The sequence below is a fragment of the Pseudomonas oryzihabitans genome, assembly GCF_014522265.1.
Lineage (GTDB): Bacteria > Pseudomonadota > Gammaproteobacteria > Pseudomonadales > Pseudomonadaceae > Chryseomonas > Chryseomonas aestiva.
In genome coordinates this window covers 3,642,533-3,658,804 of sequence record NZ_CP017024.1, presented here as the reverse complement: position 1 = coordinate 3,658,804, position 16,272 = coordinate 3,642,533, and the positions used below count along the sequence as shown (strand labels likewise).

Below are 16,272 nucleotides of genomic sequence, written 5' to 3'. Positions count from 1 at the left end.
ATAAGCTAGCACGACTGCTGCCAACTTTACACCGCCAAGCCGCGAGGCTGTGGGGTACTAGGCATCGACCATGGCCACCGCCTCTTCCACATCCACCGCCACCAGCCGAGAACAGCCCGGTTCGTGCATGGTCACCCCCAGCAGCTGATCGGCCATCTCCATGGCGATCTTGTTGTGCGTGATGTAAATGAACTGCACCTTCTCCGACATGCTCTTGACCAGCCGCGCATAGCGACCGACGTTGGCGTCATCCAGGGGTGCATCCACTTCATCGAGCATGCAGAACGGCGCCGGATTCAACTGGAAGATGGCAAAGACCAGCGCCAGCGCCGTCAGGGCCTTTTCGCCACCCGACAACAAATGAATGGTGCTGTTCTTCTTGCCCGGCGGCCGCGCCATGATCGCAACCCCGGTATCGAGTAAATCTTCCCCAGTAAGTTCCAGGTAGGCACTGCCACCCCCGAAAACTTTTGGGAACAGGGCCTGCAGGCCATGATTGATCTGGTCGAAGGTGTCCTTGAAACGATTGCGGGTCTCCCGATCGATCTTGCGAATGACGCTTTCCAGGGTCTCCAGTGCCTCCACCAGATCGGAATTCTGGGCATCCAGATAGGTCTTGCGCTCGGCCTGCTGCTGATATTCGTCGATGGCCGCGAGGTTGATCGGCCCGAGTCGGGCGATACGCGCCGCAACCGCCTCCAGCTGCTCTTCCCAGGCGGCTTCGCTGGCCTCCGCAGGCAGGGTCGCGATCACCGTCGGCAGGTCGTAGCCGTCGGCCGCCAGCTGCTCGGCGAAGCCACTGCGCCGGGTCGCCAGGCCCTGCCACTCCAGGCGATGCTGCTCCAGCTGGCCGCGCAGCAGCGTCGCCTGCTGTTCCGCCTGCAGCCGCCGCCGCTCGAAATCACGCAACTCCCGATCGGCATCCTCCAGCGCCAGCCGTGCCGTGCGCATTTCCTCGTCCACCTGCAGGCGCCGCTCCAGCAACTCTTCCAGGCGCAGGCGTAATTCGTCGAGGGGTTCGCCGCCTTCCTCCAGATTGAGATTGAGCTGCTCGCAGCGCTCGCCGAGGCGCGCGGTCTGCAACTCCAGCCGCTCCAGCGCCTGGAGAGTCGACTGACGCTGGGCTCTCAGGGTGGTCAGCCGCACCGTCAGCTGATGCAGTTGTTCCTGAGCCTGGCGCTGGCGCTGGCGCGCCGCTTCCACCGCCTGCCGATGACGATCGCGCTGTTCCTGCAATAGCGCGCGCTGCTCGGTATCCACGGCCATGGCATCCAGGGCGTCCTGCAGGCGCAACCGGCATTCGCCCAACTCCTCCTGCTCATGCGCCAACTGCTGCTCGACATCCTTGAGCTCGGCCTCCAGCTGCCGACGACGGATGCTCAACTGTTCAGCCCTTGCCTGTTGCGCAGACAGCTGGGCGCGCGATTCGGCCAGCCGCTGCTGCTCCTGCTGCTGGCGCCGCCGCGCCTCTTCACGCTCGCCTTCCAGCCGCTGCTGGGCCGCGCGACGCTCTTCCAGCCGTTCTTCTTGGAGGGCGAGCGCTTCGCTCAACTCCAGGCGCCGTGCCTGCAACTCTTCCAGTTCGCGTCCGCGGGCCAGGACACTGCCTTCGGCCGCCTGGGCACGCCGCACACGCAGGAAATGCCGGGAGACCCAATAGCCTTCCGGCGTGATCAGACTCTGCCCTGGGGCCAGGGCCGGCCGCCGCGCCAGGGCTTCGTCGTAACTGTTCGCGATCAGCACCTGACCCAGCCAGGGCGACAGGTCGCGCGGTGCCTGCACCTGCTCCAGCAGGCTGCCCACCGCCACCGCTACCGAACCGGGCAGCGCCAGGTTCAGGGCGCCACTGGCGAAGGTGTCGAGCCGCAGGGACGCCAGATCATCCAGGCAAACCGCCTGCAGATCGCTACCCAGCACGGTTTCCACGGCCAGTTCCCAACCGGGGGTGACCTGCACCTCGTCGGCCAGCTGCGGCGCCTGGTCGAGCCCTTCGGCTGCGAGCCACTGGGCTACCCCGGTTGTGGGAGCAAGGGCCGCCTGCTGCAGGGCCTCCAGCGAGGCGATGCGACCTTCCAGCCGCTGCAACTCGCCCTGACGCTGACTCTGCTCGCCCGCCAGCCCCAGCAATTCTTCCCGCAGCCGCTGCAAACCCTCGGCAACCTGCAATTCCTGCTCGGCCAGGCCTTCCAGCAGCAACTCGTCTTCGGCGATCTGCTCTTCCAGCATGACCAGGCGCTCGGACGGACCGTCCTCGCCCAGCAGGGTGCGCTCGTCGCGCAGTCGACGCCGACGTTCCGTGCCGCGCTCCAGACTCTGTTCCAGCGAGCGGATGCGTGCCTGCTGCACGTCCGCTTCCCGCTGTGGCTCGACGCTCGCCGCACTGAGTGCCTCCCAGCGCTGCTGCCAGTCCGCCAGCGCCAGCTCCGCCTCTTCCAGCGCGGCACCGCCCTCCTCGCCCAGCTCCCGGGCCGCCTCTTCCTCGGGCTCGAGCATCGCCAGCTCTTCCTCGAAGGTGGCGAGCAGCACCCGGTCGTGCTCCAGGTGGGACTCGGCTTCGCTGCGGGCCTGTTCGGCTTCGCGCAGATCGTCCTGCAACTGCCGCTGGCGCTGCTGACCATGCTGGATGGTCTGCTCCAGGCGAGCGATGTCACCCCCCAGGGAGTAGAAGCGGCCCTGCACCAGGTTGAAGGCTTCGCTCAGCTCGTGATGACCGTCGCGCAGCCGCTCGATACCGGCATCCGCCTGGCGCTGCTCGGCGGTCAGGGCCTCGAGCGCGGTCTCCTGGTCGCGGATCACCTTTTCGCGCTGCTCGACGCGACCATCCAGTTCGCGCCAGCGCACCGTCTGCAACTGCGCCTTGAGTTGCCGCTCCTCCTGCCTGAACGCCTGAAAGCGCTCGGCCGACTGCGCCTGACGGTGCAGCCGCTCCAGCTGACGCTCCAGCTCTTCGCGCAGGTCGGTAAGACGGGCGAGATTCTCCTGGGTGCGGCGGATGCGATTCTCGGTCTCGCGCCGCCGCTCCTTGTACTTGGAGATGCCGGCGGCTTCCTCGATGTAGTGCCGCAGATCCTCCGGACGCGCCTCGATCAGCTTGGAGATCATTCCCTGCTCGATGATCGAATAGCTGCGCGGGCCGAGGCCGGTACCGAGGAAGATGTCGGTGATGTCGCGCCGGCGGCACTTGGTGCCGTTGAGAAAATAGGTGTTCTGGCCTTCGCGGGTCACCCGCCGGCGAATGGAGATTTCCGCGTAGCTCGCGTACTCCCCCACCAGGGTGTGGTCGGAGTTGTCGAAGATCAGTTCGATGGAGGCCTGCGACACCGGCTTGCGGCTGTTGGAGCCGTTGAAGATGACGTCGGTCATCGACTCGCCGCGCAGATTCTTGGCCGAACTCTCGCCCATCACCCAGCGCACGGCGTCGATGATGTTCGACTTGCCACAACCGTTGGGGCCGACCACCGCTGCCATGTTGCTCGGGAAATTCACCGTCGTCGGATCGACGAAGGATTTAAATCCCGCCAGCTTGATCGACCTCAACCGCATATCAGGAGCCCTTGTCCACCGCGCCGTGCCAACCGCAGGCGAAAGGGTGAAAGTCTACCACTGGCGACCACGACTGCCGTCGCCGCGCATGAGCTTATTTCCAGGCGTTCTGCACGCTGTCGGGACGACAGGCTATAGTCCTGCACCCCCACTCGCAGGATGCCCCCATGCAGATCCTTCGCCTCACCCTGCTCGCCGCCGCCCTGGCGGCCAGCACCCAGATCCTGGCCGCCCCGCCGCTGCTCAACGTCTCCTACGACGTGATGCGTGACTTCTACAAGGACTACAATCCGGCCTTCCAGGCGCACTGGAAAGCCGAGCACGGCGAAACGCCGGTGATCCAGATGTCCCACGGCGGCTCCAGCAAGCAGGCGCGCGCGGTCATCGACGGTCTGCAGGCCGACGTCATCACCATGAACCAGGCGACCGACATCCAGGCCCTGGCCGATCGCGGCCTGGTGCCCAAGGACTGGGAAAGCCGCCTGCCCGATCGCAGCGCGCCCTTCACCTCGGCCACGGTACTCATCGTGCGCCAGGGCAATCCCAAGGGCATCCATGACTGGTCCGATCTGCTCAAGGATGGCGTCCAGGTGATCGTGCCCAATCCCAAGACCTCCGGGAATGGTCGCTACACCTATCTTTCCGCCTGGACCTACGCCCTGCGCCAACCTGGTGGCGATGAGCAGAAAGCCCGCGGCTTCGTCACCGAGCTGTTCAAGCACGTACCCATCCTGGATACCGGCGGTCGCGCCGCCACCACCACCTTCATGAAGAACCAGCAGGGCGATGTCCTAGTGACCTTCGAGAACGAAGCCGAGATGATCGCGCGGGAATTCGGTCGCGGTGGCTTTGAGGTGGTCTATCCGAGCATCTCGGTGCAGGCCGAGCCGCCGGTGAGCGTGGTCGACAGTGTCGTCGACAAGAAGGGCACCCGCGCCGAGGCCGAGGACTACCTCAGGTATCTCTGGTCCGACGAAGGCCAGAAGATCGCCGCGGACAACTTCCTGCGCCCGCGCAATGCCCAGATTCTGGCGCAGTACGCCGATCGCTTTCCCAAGCTCGAACTGATCGATGCGCAGAAGGAATTCGGTGCCTGGAGCGGCATCCAGAAGACCCACTTCGCCGATGGCGGGGTCTTCGACCAGATCTATACGCCCCAGTGACCGGCTCGCGCCCGGCCTGATGCCGGGCGTCTGGCGGACCGGAAAGACGCGCACACAAAAACACCGCCCTGAGGCGGTGTTTTTGTGTGTTTGGAGCGGGAAACGAGACTCGAACTCGCGACCCCGACCTTGGCAAGGTCGTGCTCTACCAACTGAGCTATTCCCGCAATATGGCGTCCCCTAGGGGACTCGAACCCCTGTTACCGCCGTGAAAGGGCGGTGTCCTAGGCCACTAGACGAAGGGGACGAAACCTCTTTCCACAAGGCCTTTCACCTTGCATCCCACTGTCATGAAACCGTGAGATTGTGTTTGGAGCGGGAAACGAGACTCGAACTCGCGACCCCGACCTTGGCAAGGTCGTGCTCTACCAACTGAGCTATTCCCGCAATATGGCGTCCCCTAGGGGACTCGAACCCCTGTTACCGCCGTGAAAGGGCGGTGTCCTAGGCCACTAGACGAAGGGGACGAAACCTCTTTCCGCAAGGCCTTTCACCTTGCATCCGCCTGCCCGAGGGCAACCGGATTGTATTTGGAGCGGGAAACGAGACTCGAACTCGCGACCCCGACCTTGGCAAGGTCGTGCTCTACCAACTGAGCTATTCCCGCAATTTTTGGCGTCCCCTAGGGGACTCGAACCCCTGTTACCGCCGTGAAAGGGCGGTGTCCTAGGCCACTAGACGAAGGGGACCAGGTAGAATCCCTGAGGACCCTGACCTACCACTCGGCTGACGCTTGCCGCCGTTGGGAGTGCGCGCATTCTAGGGAGCCTTACCCTGGGCGTCAATAGCTGATTAAATACTTTTCAAATCAACGACTTCGCTCGCACGACAAACGGCGGGCAAGCACCATGGAGAAGGTCATGTCCTCAACGATGATTGCAGCGGTAGTGGGACTTGGCATCCTCGTGTTGATCATGATCGCCTTCGTCAACCAGAAGCTCGAAGCGGGACGCCTGGAAAAGCAGCGCCTGGTCGCCGATCTCACCGACCGCATCAAGCGCTGCGCCCAGCTGGGCGGCAGCCTGCCCGGCCAGCTGATGACCCCGGCGCTCAAGCAGCTGTTTCACCGCATCGAGCTGGGGCTGATCGCCCGCCTCGCCGCCCTGCAGACGCCTTCCGCCAGCCTCACCGCACGCAAGACCGAACTGGAAGAAGCCCTGGCCAAGGGCGACGACATCGAAGTCGCTAACGCTGCCCGGCCGGTGCATACCGAGGCGCGGGTCAAGGAAGTCCGCGGTTATCTGGAAATGCTCCATGCACTCGTCGCCCATGCCAACCAGATCGGCATTCTCGACGGCCAGGAAGCGCAGCGCTGGGTCGGCGAGATGCGCTATCTGCTCACGGCGACCTATGTGGAATTCTTCCGCTATCAGGCCGAACAGCAGATCAAGAGCGAGCACTACATCCAGGCGCGGCAGTCGTACGAGCGGGCGATCATGCAGATTCGCAAGCAGCAGCAACCCGAGCGCTATACCGAGTTGCTGGCCCATCTGGAAGAGCAGATCACCCAGGTGAAACGCCAGCAGAGCGAAATGGTCGAGCAGGCCAGCAGCAGCTCCAACGAGCTGTCGGACAGCGTGGACACGCTCAAGGACGACAGTTGGCGCAAGAAGAACGACTACGAGTGAGGGCTTCCCTGCCCTCCTCCGGCGATCAGCAGTCGGTCGCGACCAGAAAGGCCGCTACCAGCGCTTCGATACCGGCCTGATCCGCTGCGCTGAAGCGCCCCGGATGCGGACTGTCCAGATCCAGTACGCCGATCAGGCGACCGCCCTGGACCAGCGGCACCACCAGCTCGCTGCGCGAAGCGGCGTCACAGGCGATATGTCCGGGAAAGGCATGGACATCCTCGACGCGCTGGGTACGCCGCTCGCGGGCGGCGGCCCCGCACACGCCCTTGCTGAAGGGAATGCGCATGCAGGCCACCTTGCCCTGGAAAGGCCCGAGCAGCAGCTGGTCCCCATCCTCGACGAAATAGAAGCCGGCCCAGTTCAAGTCCGGCACCTCCTGATAGATGAAGGCCGACAGCTGGGCGGCATTGGCCACCAGATTGCGCTCACCGGCCAGCAGGGCTTCCACCTGGGCGGCCAGCATGGCGTAGCCTTCGAGTCCCGCCCCTATGCCCGTCAGTTCTACGGTCATGCTTTCTCCAACAGTTTGAGCCCGACCCATTGCCGGGCGAATTGATAGGCGCAGCGGCCATTGCGGTTGCCGCGCCCGGAAGCCCAGCGGATGGCCTCGCGATCGGCTTCTTCGGACCACTCCAGCTGCAGGCCGGACTTGCCGGCCAGGGTCGCGCACCAGTGGCGCACCACGGCGAGATAGTGATCCTGGGTAAAGGGATAGAAGGACAGCCACAGACCGAAGCGATCCGACAGGGCGATCTTGTCTTCGGCCGCCTCGCTCGGATGCAATTCGCCGTCGACGTGCTCCCAGTTGGCATTGTCGCTCTGTCGTTCGGCCACCAGATGACGCCGGTTGGAGGTGGCATAGAGCACCACGTTGTCCGGCGCCTGCTCCAAGGAGCCATCCAGCACGCTCTTGAGCACCCGGTAGTCGTCGCTGCCGGAATCGAAGGAAAGGTCGTCACAGAACACCACGAAGCGCTGCGGCTGACCGGCGAGCTGCTCCACGGCGCGGGGCAGATCGGCGAGATCGTCACGCTCGATTTCGATCAGCCGCAGACCCTCACCGGCATATTCCGCCAGCAACGCCCGGATCAGCGACGACTTGCCGGTGCCCCGCGCGCCCCACAGCAAACTGTGGTTGGCCGGCAGTCCAGCCACGAATTGCCGGGTATTGCGGGCGAGCTGGTCGCGCTGGCGCTCGATACCCAGCAGATCGGCCAGGCGCAGTTCCAGATTGACCTCGAGCGGCTGCAGATAGCCGCCATGGCCTTCCCGGCGCCAGCGCGCGGCATAGCAGCGCTGCCAGTCCAGCGGCTCGCGACGATGGGGCAACAGGGGTTCGAGACGCTCCAGCACCTGCCGCGCGTGGAGCAGAAAGTCTTCTAGGGAGGCATTCACAGGGATGATCCTTGACGACAAGAAGAGAAACGGGCCAGCCGCCAGCCAGGCCGCGCATTATCGTATGACCTTCACCTTCCAGACAAAGGCCGGACGAACCAGGGGCTAGGACGCCAGCGCCTGGCGGACATGCTTTTCCAGCTGCGACGGCCGGGTGATGGGCGCAAAGCGCTGCACGCGCCCCTGCGCCGGGGTGACCAAAAACTTGGTGAAATTCCAGCGGATCGCGCCGCCCAGGAGGCCCGGGCCGCCTGCTTGAGGGCGACGAACAGCGGATGGGCGCCGTCGCCGTTGACGTCGAGCTTGGCCATCACTGGAAAGCTGACGTTGAAGCGGGTCAGGCAGAAGGTCTGGATCTCGGCATTGCTGCCGGGCTCCTGGCCGCCGAACTGATTGCAGGGAAAGACGATCACCCGCAGCCCTTGGGCCAGATAGCGCTGCTGCAACAGCTCGAGGCCATCGTACTGGCGGGTGAAGCCGCAACGACTGGCGGTATTGACCACCAGATAGGCCCGCGCCGGCCAGTCGGCCAGGCAGGCCCGCTGGCCGTCAGCCGTTTCGAACTGCAGGCTGAGGAGGTCCTTGATCACGCGGAGACCCTGGGTTGCAGCTGCAAGGCCACCGAATTGATGCAGTAGCGCAGGCCGGTCGGTGGCGGACCGTCGGGAAAGACGTGTCCCAGGTGTGCATCGCAACGGGCGCAGAGCACCTCGACGCGGTGCATGCCGTGACTGAAGTCCTCCTTTTCCCTTACCGCCTCGGCGGCGATGGGCGCGTAATAGCTGGGCCAGCCGCAGCCGGAATCGAACTTGGTACTGGAGTCGAACAGTTCCAGCTCACAGCAGGCGCAGTGATAGACGCCGGGCGTCTTGGTATTGCAGTAGGCGCCGGTGTAGGGTCTTTCGGTCGCGGCCAGGCGACAGACGCGAAACTGATCGTCGGTCAGGCGCTCACGCCAGTCTTCCGGGCTACGCTGTACTTTTTCCATGATGACCTCGCTGGATGCCGGCGCATCTTTTGTAACAGGCGATGCAGCCGTATGATTCCCGCTCAGTCTGGCATCCGCCCCGGATGCTGCCAAGCGCCGGTCGGCGTCCGTTCCCGCCGAGTCTTTCTCGCCCTTTTCCAGGATTCATTTCCCCATGCAGGTCTCCAAGTCGAACAAGCTCGCCAATGTCTGCTACGACATCCGCGGCCCGGTCCTCAAGCATGCCAAGCGCCTCGAAGAAGAAGGCCACCGCATCCTGAAGCTCAACATCGGCAATCCGGCACCCTTCGGCTTCGAGGCGCCCGAGGAGATCCTGCAGGACGTCATCCGCAATCTGCCGACCGCCCAGGGCTACAGCGACTCCAAGGGTCTGTTCAGCGCGCGCAAGGCGGTGATGCAGTACTGCCAGCAGAAGCGCATCGAGGGTGTCGGCATCGAGGACATCTACCTGGGCAATGGCGTCTCCGAACTGATCGTCATGGCCATGCAGGCGCTGCTCAACAACAACGACGAGGTGCTGATCCCGGCGCCGGACTATCCGCTGTGGACCGCCGCGGTCAGCCTGGCCGGCGGCAAGCCGGTGCACTACCTGTGCGACGAGCAGGCGGGCTGGTTCCCCGACCTGGCGGACATGGAAGCCAAGATCACCAGCAACACCAAGGCGCTGGTGCTGATCAATCCGAACAACCCCACCGGCGCGGTCTACTCCAAGGAGGTGCTGGAAGGCATCGTCGAACTGGCGCGGCGGCACAACCTGGTGCTGTTCTCCGACGAGATCTACGACAAGATCCTCTACGACGAAGCCCAGCACATCTCCACCGCCTCCCTTGCACCGGACGTCCTGTGCCTGACCTTTAACGGGCTGTCCAAGTCCTATCGCGTCGCCGGTTTCCGCTCGGGCTGGCTGATCGTCTCGGGCCCCAAGCATCGCGCCCACAGCTATATCGAAGGCCTCGACATCCTCGCCAACATGCGCCTGTGCGCCAACGTGCCGGCGCAGCATGCGATCCAGACCGCGCTGGGCGGCTACCAGAGCATCAACGACCTGGTGCTGCCGCACGGCCGCCTGCTGGAACAGCGCAATCGCACCTGGGAGTTGCTCAACGACATTCCCGGGGTCAGCTGCGTGAAACCGATGGGCGCGCTCTATGCCTTCCCGCGGATCGACCCCAAGGTGTGCCCCATCCACAACGACGAGAAATTCGTTCTCGACCTGCTGCTCTCGGAAAAGCTGCTGGTGGTCCAGGGCACGGCCTTCAACTGGCCCTGGCCCGATCACTTCCGCGTCGTCACCCTGCCCCGCGTCGATGACCTGGAGCAGGCCATCGGCCGCATCGGCAACTTCCTCGGTGGCTACTCCCAGTAGCGGTAAAGCATTTCCGGGTCTTTCATCGGTTGGCGCCACCCGCGGCGTCAACCAGCGCCGGCCCTTGCGTGACCGTCATCGCCTGAACGGCCAGACCATCGACGACACAGTTTGCAATAGAGGAAACGTTGAATGGATCGGGGCCGAACCTTATATAGCCGGCAGATAAACCTGTGAGGAGCTGTACCCCACCATGATGCGCATTCTGTTATTTCTGGCTACCAACCTGGCGGTGCTGATCGTTGCCAGCATCACCTTGAAGGTGCTTGGCGTGGATCGCTACACCGGTCAGAACTATGGCAGTCTGCTGGTGTTCTGTGCCGTGTTCGGTTTCGCCGGCTCGCTGGTCTCGCTGTTCATCTCCAAGTGGATGGCGAAGATGAGCACCCGCACCGAGGTCATCAGCCAGCCGCGGACCCGCCATGAGCAGTGGCTGCTGCAGACCGTCGAGGAGCTGGCCCGCGAAGCCGGCATCAAGACCCCGAGGTCGGCATCTTCCCGGCCTACGAGGCCAACGCCTTCGCCACCGGCTGGAACCGCAACGACGCTCTCGTCGCGGTCAGCCAGGGCCTGCTGGAGCGCTTCTCGCCCGAAGAGGTGCGTGCGGTGCTGGCCCACGAGATCGGCCACGTCGCCAATGGCGATATGGTGACCCTGGCGCTGATCCAGGGCGTGGTGAACACCTTCGTGATGTTCTTCGCGCGGATCTTCGGCAACTTCGTCGACAAGGCCATCTTCAAGAACGAGGAAGGCCACGGCATCGCCTACTTCGTGACCACCATCGTCGCCGAACTGGTGCTGGGCATCCTGGCCAGCATCATCGTCATGTGGTTCTCGCGCAAACGCGAATTCCGCGCCGACGAAGCCGGTGCGCGCCTGGCCGGCCCCAATGCCATGATTGGCGCCCTGCAGCGCCTGCGTGCCGAGCAGGGTATCCCGGTGCAGATGCCCGACACCCTCAACGCCTTCGGCATCAACGGCTCGCTGAAGAACGGCCTGGCCGGTCTGCTGATGAGCCACCCGCCGCTGGAAGACCGCATCGACGCCCTGCGCCGCTACGGTCAGCGCTAAGCGCGAGCGATGAAAAAACCCGGCTTCGGCCGGGTTTTTTCATGGGCGGGTCAAGGATCGAATGGCCTCGCCTAGCCCCTCACCGGTCAGGGGAAACATGCGCTGGGCCATGAGTTCGCGCAGCAGCTGGATCGAGGTACTGCTGCCCCAGCCCTCCTGGGGATAGGGGTTGAGCCAGGCCGCCCGTGGGAAGTGCTGGCAGAGTCGCTGGATCCACAGGGCTCCGGGCTCTTCGTTCCAGTGCTCGACGCTGCCACCTGGATGGGTGATCTCGTAGGACCCCATGCTGGCGTCGCCGACGATCACCAGGCGGTAGTCCGCGCCATAGCGGCGCAGCAGCTCGGCGGTGTTCAGCCCCTCCTCATGGCGCCGGGCATTGTCACGCCAGACGCGTTCATAGACGCAATTGTGGAAGTAGTAGTACTCCAGGTGGCGAAACTCCAGGCGACAGGCGCTGAACAACTCGCTGCACAGGCGCACATGCAGGTCCATGGAGCCGCCGACATCGAGTAGCAGCAGCACCTTGGTCGCATTGTGCCGTTCCGGTCGATAGCGGACGTCCAGCAGACCACCCTCGCGTGCCGTGGCCGCGACGGTACCCTCCAGATCGAATTCCGCCGCCGCGCCCTGGCGGGCGAAGCGCCTGAGCCGGCGCAGGGCCAGTTGCAGGTTGCGGCGGTCCAGCGGCGCGCGATCGTCCAGGTTACGGTAGCTGCGCTGCTCCCAGACCTTGGCCGCTTGCCCCTGCCGGGTACCAGCCTCGCCGATGCGCACGCCGAAGGGATTGTAGCCACCGCTGCCGAAGGGACTGGTGCCTCCCGTGCCTATCCACTTGTTGCCACCGGCATGCCGCTCGCGCTGTTCGGCGAGGCGCTGCTGCAGGGTGGCGAGCAATTCATCGAGGCCACCCAGCGCCAGCAGCCGCTGGCGATCCTCCTCGGACAGCCGCCGCTGCAACTCCAGTCGCAGCCAGTCCGCAGGAATCGCCTGCGTATCCGCCGATCGCTCCGACCTGGCCACCTCACCGGCATAGACCTGATCGAAACGGTCGAAGAAGCGCTCGTCCTTGACCAGCACCGCACGGGCCAGCAGATAGAAGGCGTCGGGATCGGCCACCACCAGGCCCGCATCCAGGGCAGCATGCAGATCCAGCAGTTCGCCCAGGGACACCGGGATGCCCGCCGCCCTGAGTCGGGTGAAGAAATCGAGGAACATGCCTCTCCTCAGCTCCGCCGACGACGCATGAAGGCCTGGCGCTCGAGCAACTGCAGATCCTGCTCGTTCTTCAACAGGGCGCCCGCCAGCGGCGGCAGGCCACTCTCGCCATGCAGTGCCCGCTGCGCCGCCTCATCGCCCAGCAGCAGCGCCAGCCAGTCCACCAGTTCCGAGGTGGACGGTTTCTTCTTCAGCCCCGGCACGCTGCGCAGGTCGAGGAAGAGATCCAGGGCCTCCTGGACCAGACGCTGCTGGAGATCGGGATAGTGCACCTGGACGATGCGTTCGAGGGTTTCGCGCTCGGGAAAGCGGATGAAGTGGAAGAAGCAGCGGCGCAGGAAGGCGTCCGGCAACTCCTTTTCGTTGTTGGAGGTGATGATGATGATCGGGCGTCGCTGGGCGCGGATGGTCTCGCCGGTCTCGTAGACGTGGAACTCCATGCGATCGAGTTCCAGCAGCAGATCGTTGGGAAATTCGATGTCGGCCTTGTCGATCTCGTCGATCAGCAGCACCACCGGATCCTCGGCGGTGAAGGCGTCCCACAGCTTGCCCGGCTTGATGTAGTTCGCCACCTCCTGCACCCGGGGATCGCCGAGTTGGGAATCACGCAGGCGGCTCACGGCGTCGTATTCATAGAGGCCCTGCTGCGCCTTGGTGGTGGACTTCACATGCCAGGTGATCAGCCGCGCGCCCTGGCTCTGGGCCACCTGCTCGGCCAGCAGCGTCTTGCCGGTGCCCGGCTCGCCCTTCACCAGCAACGGACGCCCCAGCCGGATGGCCGCATTCACCGCCAGACTGAGTTCGGCCGTGGCCACATAACGCTCGGTACCCTGAAAGGCCATCACTGATCCTCGGCAGCTGTTTTGCCTGACGATAGCATGCCGCGCCCGGGCTGGACGTCATCGGACGCAAGGCCTAGGCTGCGAGTTTTCCGCGCCGTACAGGATCCGTCATGAGCCGCATCTTCGCTGACAATGCCCAGTCCATCGGCAATACGCCGCTGGTCTACATCAATCGTCTCGGTCCCAAGGGCGTCACCCTGCTCGCCAAGATCGAGGGACGCAATCCGGGCTATTCGGTCAAGTGCCGCATCGGTGCCAACCTGATCTGGGACGCGGAAGCCAAGGGGCTGCTCAAGCCCGGCATGAGCCTGGTGGAGCCGACGTCGGGCAATACGGGGATCGGCCTGGCCTATGTCGCGGCAGCCCGGGGTTACCGCCTGGTGCTGACCATGCCCGCCTCCATGAGCCTGGAGCGGCGCAAGGTGCTCAAGGCGCTGGGTGCGGAGCTGGTGCTGACCGAGCCGGCCAAGGGCATGAAGGGCGCCATCGAAAAGGCCCGGGAAATCGCCGAGAGCGAACCCGCTCGCTATTTCATGCCGCAGCAATTCGACAACCCGGCCAATCCGGCCATCCACGAGAAGACCACCGGCCCCGAGATCTGGAACGACACCGATGGCGCCATCGATGTACTGGTGGCTGGCGTGGGTACCGGCGGCACCCTGACCGGCATCTCGCGCTTCATCAAGAACACCAAGGGCAAGCCGATCCTGTCGGTGGCCGTCGAGCCGGAGACCTCGCCGGTCATCAGCCAGACCCTCGCCGGTGCCGAGGTGAAACCCAGCCCGCACAAGATCCAGGGCATCGGCGCCGGCTTCGTGCCCGGCAATCTGGACCTTGCCATGGTCGATCGCGTCGAGCAGGTGAGCGATGAGCAGGCCAAGCTGATGGCCCAGCGGCTGATGCGCGAGGAAGGCATTCTCTGTGGCATTTCCTGCGGCGCCGCCATGGCCGCGGCGGTCCGACTGGCCGAGACGCCGGAGATGCAGGGCAAGACCATCGTGGTCATCCTGCCGGATTCCGGTGAGCGCTATCTGTCGACGATGCTCTTCGACGGTCTGTTCGACGAGCAGGACCTCGTCCAGTAAAAAGACAGAGGCCCTGCCCTCTTCCCTGCGGGCGGCGCCAGCAGGGTCTGGACCGCATTACCGCCACCCAAGAAAAAGCCCGGTTTCCCGGGCTTTTTTCGTATCAGAGATGCTTGATCTCGGCCTTGGCGTCCAGGGCCCGACGGTAGGCCGCGAAATCGACCTGTCCGGCGCGCGAGGCGAGGTAGCGGCGGTACAACGCCTTGTCCTCGGCGCTCAGGGCTTCCTTGGGTACCCCTACGCCCTGCAGGCGGATCAGCACGAAGTCACCGTTCTGCAGGCTGATGCCGGCATAGGACGGCTTGTCGGCTTCCGGCTTGGCCATGCGGAAGGCTGCCTGCAACACCTGGGGATCGACGCCCTCCTGGTTGCGGGTGGCGGCTTCGACGGTACGCCAGTCACCCGCGGCGGCCTTGCCACCTGCCTGCAGGGTCTTGAGCTGTTCTTCGCCAGCCTGCTTGGCTGCGGCTGCGGCCTTTTCCTGGGTCAGGCGGGTCACGATCTCCTTCCTGACCGCATCCAGGGGTTGCAGCTGCGGCGTGCGATGCTCCTTGTCGCGGATCACCACCAGGGTCTCCGGATCGAGCTGCAGCGCGGTGCTGTTGGCGCCGTTGCGCAGGACGTCCTCGCTGAAGGCCGCCTCGATCACCTGACGGTTGGCGGTCAGCCCCTCGCCTCCTTCACGACCGAAGGGAGCGCTGGTCTTGACCTGCAGACCCAGTTCCTGGGCCGGCTGGCTCAGGTCGGAGGATTCATAGGCGGAGCTTTCCAGCTTGCGGCCCGCTTCCACGAACAGGCGGTCGGCGTCTTCCGCCTTGAGCTGCTGCTCCAGACGCGGCCGGACACTGGCCAGGGTGGGTATTTCCGGTGCCTGCACACCCTGCAGCTTGATCAGGTGCCAGCCAAAGCTGGTGCGCACCGGGGCCGACACCTGCTGGGGTGCCAGGGCATACAAGGCCTCTTCGAAGGCCGGGTCATAGACGCCGCGACCGGCGAAGCCGAGGTCACCGCCGTTGGCCGCCGAACCGGGATCCTGGGAGAACTCCTTGGCCAGCTTGGCGAAGTCCTCACCCTTCTTCAGGCGTTCCTGGATCTGCTGGATCTTGGCCTTGGCCTGGTCGTCGTTCTGCTTGTCGTTGACCTCGATGAGGATATGGGCGGCGTCACGCTGCTCCGACAGGTTGGCGATCTCGGACTTGTAGGCGGCCTGCAGGCGGCTTTCGTCGACCTTGGCCTTGGCCAGGAAGGCACCCTTCTTCAGCTCGACATATTCGATGACCACCTGTTCGGGCGTCATGAAGGCGTTCTTGTGGCCGTCATAATAGGCCTGGACTTCGTCCTGGGTCGGCGCGATGCCGGCCGGCGAGGCCTTGACGGTGCGCATGGCGAAATCACGAGTCTGGCGTTCGAGTGCGGCGAAAGCCTCGATATCGGCGTCGGTGACGAAGTTGCTGCCAACGATGCCGGCGCGCAGCTGACCGATCAGCATCTCGTCACGCAGCAGATCGCGGAATTGCAGGCGGTTGTAGTTCATCTGGCGAACGGCCTGATCGAAGCGCTGGGGATCGAAACGCCCTTCGGTCTGGAATTCGGGGGTATTGAGGATCAGCTGATCCAGCGCCTGTTCGGAAAAGGCGAAGCGATCGGCCTTGGCGCTCTGCAGCAGCAGTTGCTTGTCGATCAGTGCCTTGAGCGCGGACTCGCGCAGCAGACGATCATCCAGGCTGGACGGATCGAAGCCCTGACCCAATTGCTGCTGCAGCTGGCGACGCTGCATCTCCACGGCCTGAGCCAGCTCCGTCTGCTTGATCTCGTCGCCGTTGACCAGGGCGACGGCGCCCTGGTGACCCGTGGCGCGGATGATCGCTTCGAAGCCGGTCAGTGCCATCAGCAGGATGATGAATCCGATGATGACTTTGGCAATCCATCCCTGCGAACGGTCCCTGATGTTTTGTAGCATGTTCCCCCCACGA

11 protein-coding genes, 6 tRNA genes and 2 pseudogenes are annotated in these 16,272 nt (G+C 64.4%); 5 read left to right on the top strand and 14 right to left on the bottom strand.

Annotation, left to right across the window (positions count from 1 at the left end):
- Positions 1–57: 57 nt before the first annotated feature.
- Positions 58–3,543, bottom strand: coding sequence for a chromosome segregation protein SMC (smc, locus tag BGI51_RS16975; RefSeq protein WP_187979083.1), 3,486 nt, complete (start codon positions 3,541–3,543; stop codon positions 58–60).
- A gap of 167 nt (positions 3,544–3,710) precedes the next feature.
- On the opposite strand from smc, the gene BGI51_RS16970 reads away from it, so the two are divergent.
- The gene (locus tag BGI51_RS16970; protein ID WP_187979082.1) at positions 3,711–4,706 is read left to right on the top strand and encodes a sulfate ABC transporter substrate-binding protein; all 996 of its coding nucleotides are present in this window, start codon (positions 3,711–3,713) and stop codon (positions 4,704–4,706) included.
- Between the two features lie 91 nt (positions 4,707–4,797).
- Here the strand turns inward: BGI51_RS16970 and BGI51_RS16965 are convergent.
- The 6 genes from BGI51_RS16965 to BGI51_RS16940 form a co-directional block, all read right to left on the bottom strand.
- Positions 4,798–4,873 (bottom strand) — tRNA-Gly (locus tag BGI51_RS16965).
- 4 nt (positions 4,874–4,877) lie between these two features.
- Positions 4,878–4,953 (bottom strand) — tRNA-Glu (locus BGI51_RS16960).
- Between the two features lie 64 nt (positions 4,954–5,017).
- Positions 5,018–5,093 (bottom strand) — tRNA-Gly (locus tag BGI51_RS16955).
- A gap of 4 nt (positions 5,094–5,097) precedes the next feature.
- A tRNA-Glu gene (locus tag BGI51_RS16950) sits at positions 5,098–5,173 on the bottom strand.
- Positions 5,174–5,237: 64 nt separating this feature from the next.
- A tRNA-Gly gene (locus BGI51_RS16945) sits at positions 5,238–5,313 on the bottom strand.
- 6 nt (positions 5,314–5,319) lie between these two features.
- A tRNA-Glu gene (locus BGI51_RS16940) sits at positions 5,320–5,395 on the bottom strand.
- A gap of 171 nt (positions 5,396–5,566) precedes the next feature.
- On the opposite strand from BGI51_RS16940, the gene BGI51_RS16935 reads away from it, so the two are divergent.
- A complete protein-coding gene (locus tag BGI51_RS16935) occupies positions 5,567–6,334 on the top strand; it encodes a hypothetical protein (RefSeq protein WP_252977105.1) in 768 nt (255 codons plus the stop codon).
- 25 nt (positions 6,335–6,359) lie between these two features.
- On the opposite strand, the gene BGI51_RS16930 is transcribed toward BGI51_RS16935, so the two are convergent.
- The 4 genes and pseudogenes from BGI51_RS16930 to msrB all read right to left on the bottom strand — a co-directional run bounded on the left by BGI51_RS16930 (position 6,360) and on the right by msrB (position 8,720).
- Positions 6,360–6,848, bottom strand: a complete 489-nt coding sequence (locus BGI51_RS16930; RefSeq protein WP_187979081.1) for a GAF domain-containing protein — start codon at positions 6,846–6,848, stop codon at positions 6,360–6,362.
- Complete coding sequence (locus BGI51_RS16925) at positions 6,845–7,732, bottom strand: ATP-binding protein (RefSeq protein ID WP_187979080.1); 888 nt, start codon at positions 7,730–7,732, stop codon at positions 6,845–6,847. The genes BGI51_RS16930 and BGI51_RS16925 overlap by 4 nt, the downstream gene beginning before the upstream one ends.
- A 105-nt stretch (positions 7,733–7,837) precedes the next feature.
- Positions 7,838–8,322: pseudogene (locus BGI51_RS16920) on the bottom strand (glutathione peroxidase).
- Positions 8,319–8,720, bottom strand: coding sequence for a peptide-methionine (R)-S-oxide reductase MsrB (gene msrB, locus BGI51_RS16915; protein ID WP_187979079.1), 402 nt, complete (start codon positions 8,718–8,720; stop codon positions 8,319–8,321). The pseudogene BGI51_RS16920 and the gene msrB overlap by 4 nt, the downstream one beginning before the upstream one ends.
- A gap of 154 nt (positions 8,721–8,874) precedes the next feature.
- Here msrB and BGI51_RS16910 point away from each other — a divergent pair, with 154 nt between their 5' ends.
- Together BGI51_RS16910 and htpX are read left to right on the top strand one after the other, a co-directional pair.
- Positions 8,875–10,086 (top strand): pyridoxal phosphate-dependent aminotransferase, encoded by a 1,212-nt coding sequence (locus BGI51_RS16910; RefSeq protein ID WP_133859296.1) that lies wholly within the window; start codon positions 8,875–8,877, stop codon positions 10,084–10,086.
- A gap of 193 nt (positions 10,087–10,279) precedes the next feature.
- Positions 10,280–11,157: pseudogene (gene htpX / locus BGI51_RS16905) on the top strand (protease HtpX).
- 39 nt (positions 11,158–11,196) lie between these two features.
- Here the strand turns inward: htpX and BGI51_RS16900 are convergent.
- Both BGI51_RS16900 and BGI51_RS16895 read right to left on the bottom strand, forming a co-directional pair.
- Positions 11,197–12,372 (bottom strand): vWA domain-containing protein, encoded by a 1,176-nt coding sequence (locus BGI51_RS16900; RefSeq protein ID WP_187979078.1) that lies wholly within the window; start codon positions 12,370–12,372, stop codon positions 11,197–11,199.
- Positions 12,373–12,380: 8 nt separating this feature from the next.
- Positions 12,381–13,214 carry an AAA family ATPase gene (locus tag BGI51_RS16895; RefSeq protein ID WP_133859298.1) on the bottom strand — a complete coding sequence of 278 codons (834 nt, stop codon included), beginning with the start codon at positions 13,212–13,214 and terminating at the stop codon, positions 12,381–12,383.
- A 110-nt stretch (positions 13,215–13,324) separates the two neighbouring features.
- On the opposite strand from BGI51_RS16895, the gene cysK reads away from it, so the two are divergent.
- A complete protein-coding gene (cysK, locus tag BGI51_RS16890; protein ID WP_187979077.1) occupies positions 13,325–14,299 on the top strand; it encodes a cysteine synthase A in 975 nt (324 codons plus the stop codon).
- A 103-nt stretch (positions 14,300–14,402) separates the two neighbouring features.
- Here cysK and BGI51_RS16885 read toward each other — a convergent pair whose 3' ends face one another.
- Complete coding sequence (locus tag BGI51_RS16885; protein WP_187979076.1) at positions 14,403–16,259, bottom strand: SurA N-terminal domain-containing protein; 1,857 nt, start codon at positions 16,257–16,259, stop codon at positions 14,403–14,405.
- Between the last annotated feature and the right edge of the window lie 13 nt (positions 16,260–16,272).

What these genes read in the sequence shown, in the direction of transcription:
- smc (WP_187979083.1), bottom strand. Translation starts at nt 3,543, where the DNA reads ATGCGGTTGAGGTCGATCAAGCTGGCGGGATTTAAATCCTTCGTCGAT.
- BGI51_RS16970 (WP_187979082.1), top strand. Translation starts at nt 3,711, where the DNA reads ATGCAGATCCTTCGCCTCACCCTGCTCGCCGCCGCCCTGGCGGCCAGC.
- BGI51_RS16935 (WP_252977105.1), top strand. Translation starts at nt 5,567, where the DNA reads ATGTCCTCAACGATGATTGCAGCGGTAGTGGGACTTGGCATCCTCGTG.
- BGI51_RS16930 (WP_187979081.1), bottom strand. Translation starts at nt 6,848, where the DNA reads ATGACCGTAGAACTGACGGGCATAGGGGCGGGACTCGAAGGCTACGCC.
- msrB (WP_187979079.1), bottom strand. Translation starts at nt 8,720, where the DNA reads ATGGAAAAAGTACAGCGTAGCCCGGAAGACTGGCGTGAGCGCCTGACC.
- BGI51_RS16910 (WP_133859296.1), top strand. Translation starts at nt 8,875, where the DNA reads ATGCAGGTCTCCAAGTCGAACAAGCTCGCCAATGTCTGCTACGACATC.
- BGI51_RS16900 (WP_187979078.1), bottom strand. Translation starts at nt 12,372, where the DNA reads ATGTTCCTCGATTTCTTCACCCGACTCAGGGCGGCGGGCATCCCGGTG.
- BGI51_RS16895 (WP_133859298.1), bottom strand. Translation starts at nt 13,214, where the DNA reads ATGGCCTTTCAGGGTACCGAGCGTTATGTGGCCACGGCCGAACTCAGT.
- cysK (WP_187979077.1), top strand. Translation starts at nt 13,325, where the DNA reads ATGAGCCGCATCTTCGCTGACAATGCCCAGTCCATCGGCAATACGCCG.
- BGI51_RS16885 (WP_187979076.1), bottom strand. Translation starts at nt 16,259, where the DNA reads ATGCTACAAAACATCAGGGACCGTTCGCAGGGATGGATTGCCAAAGTC.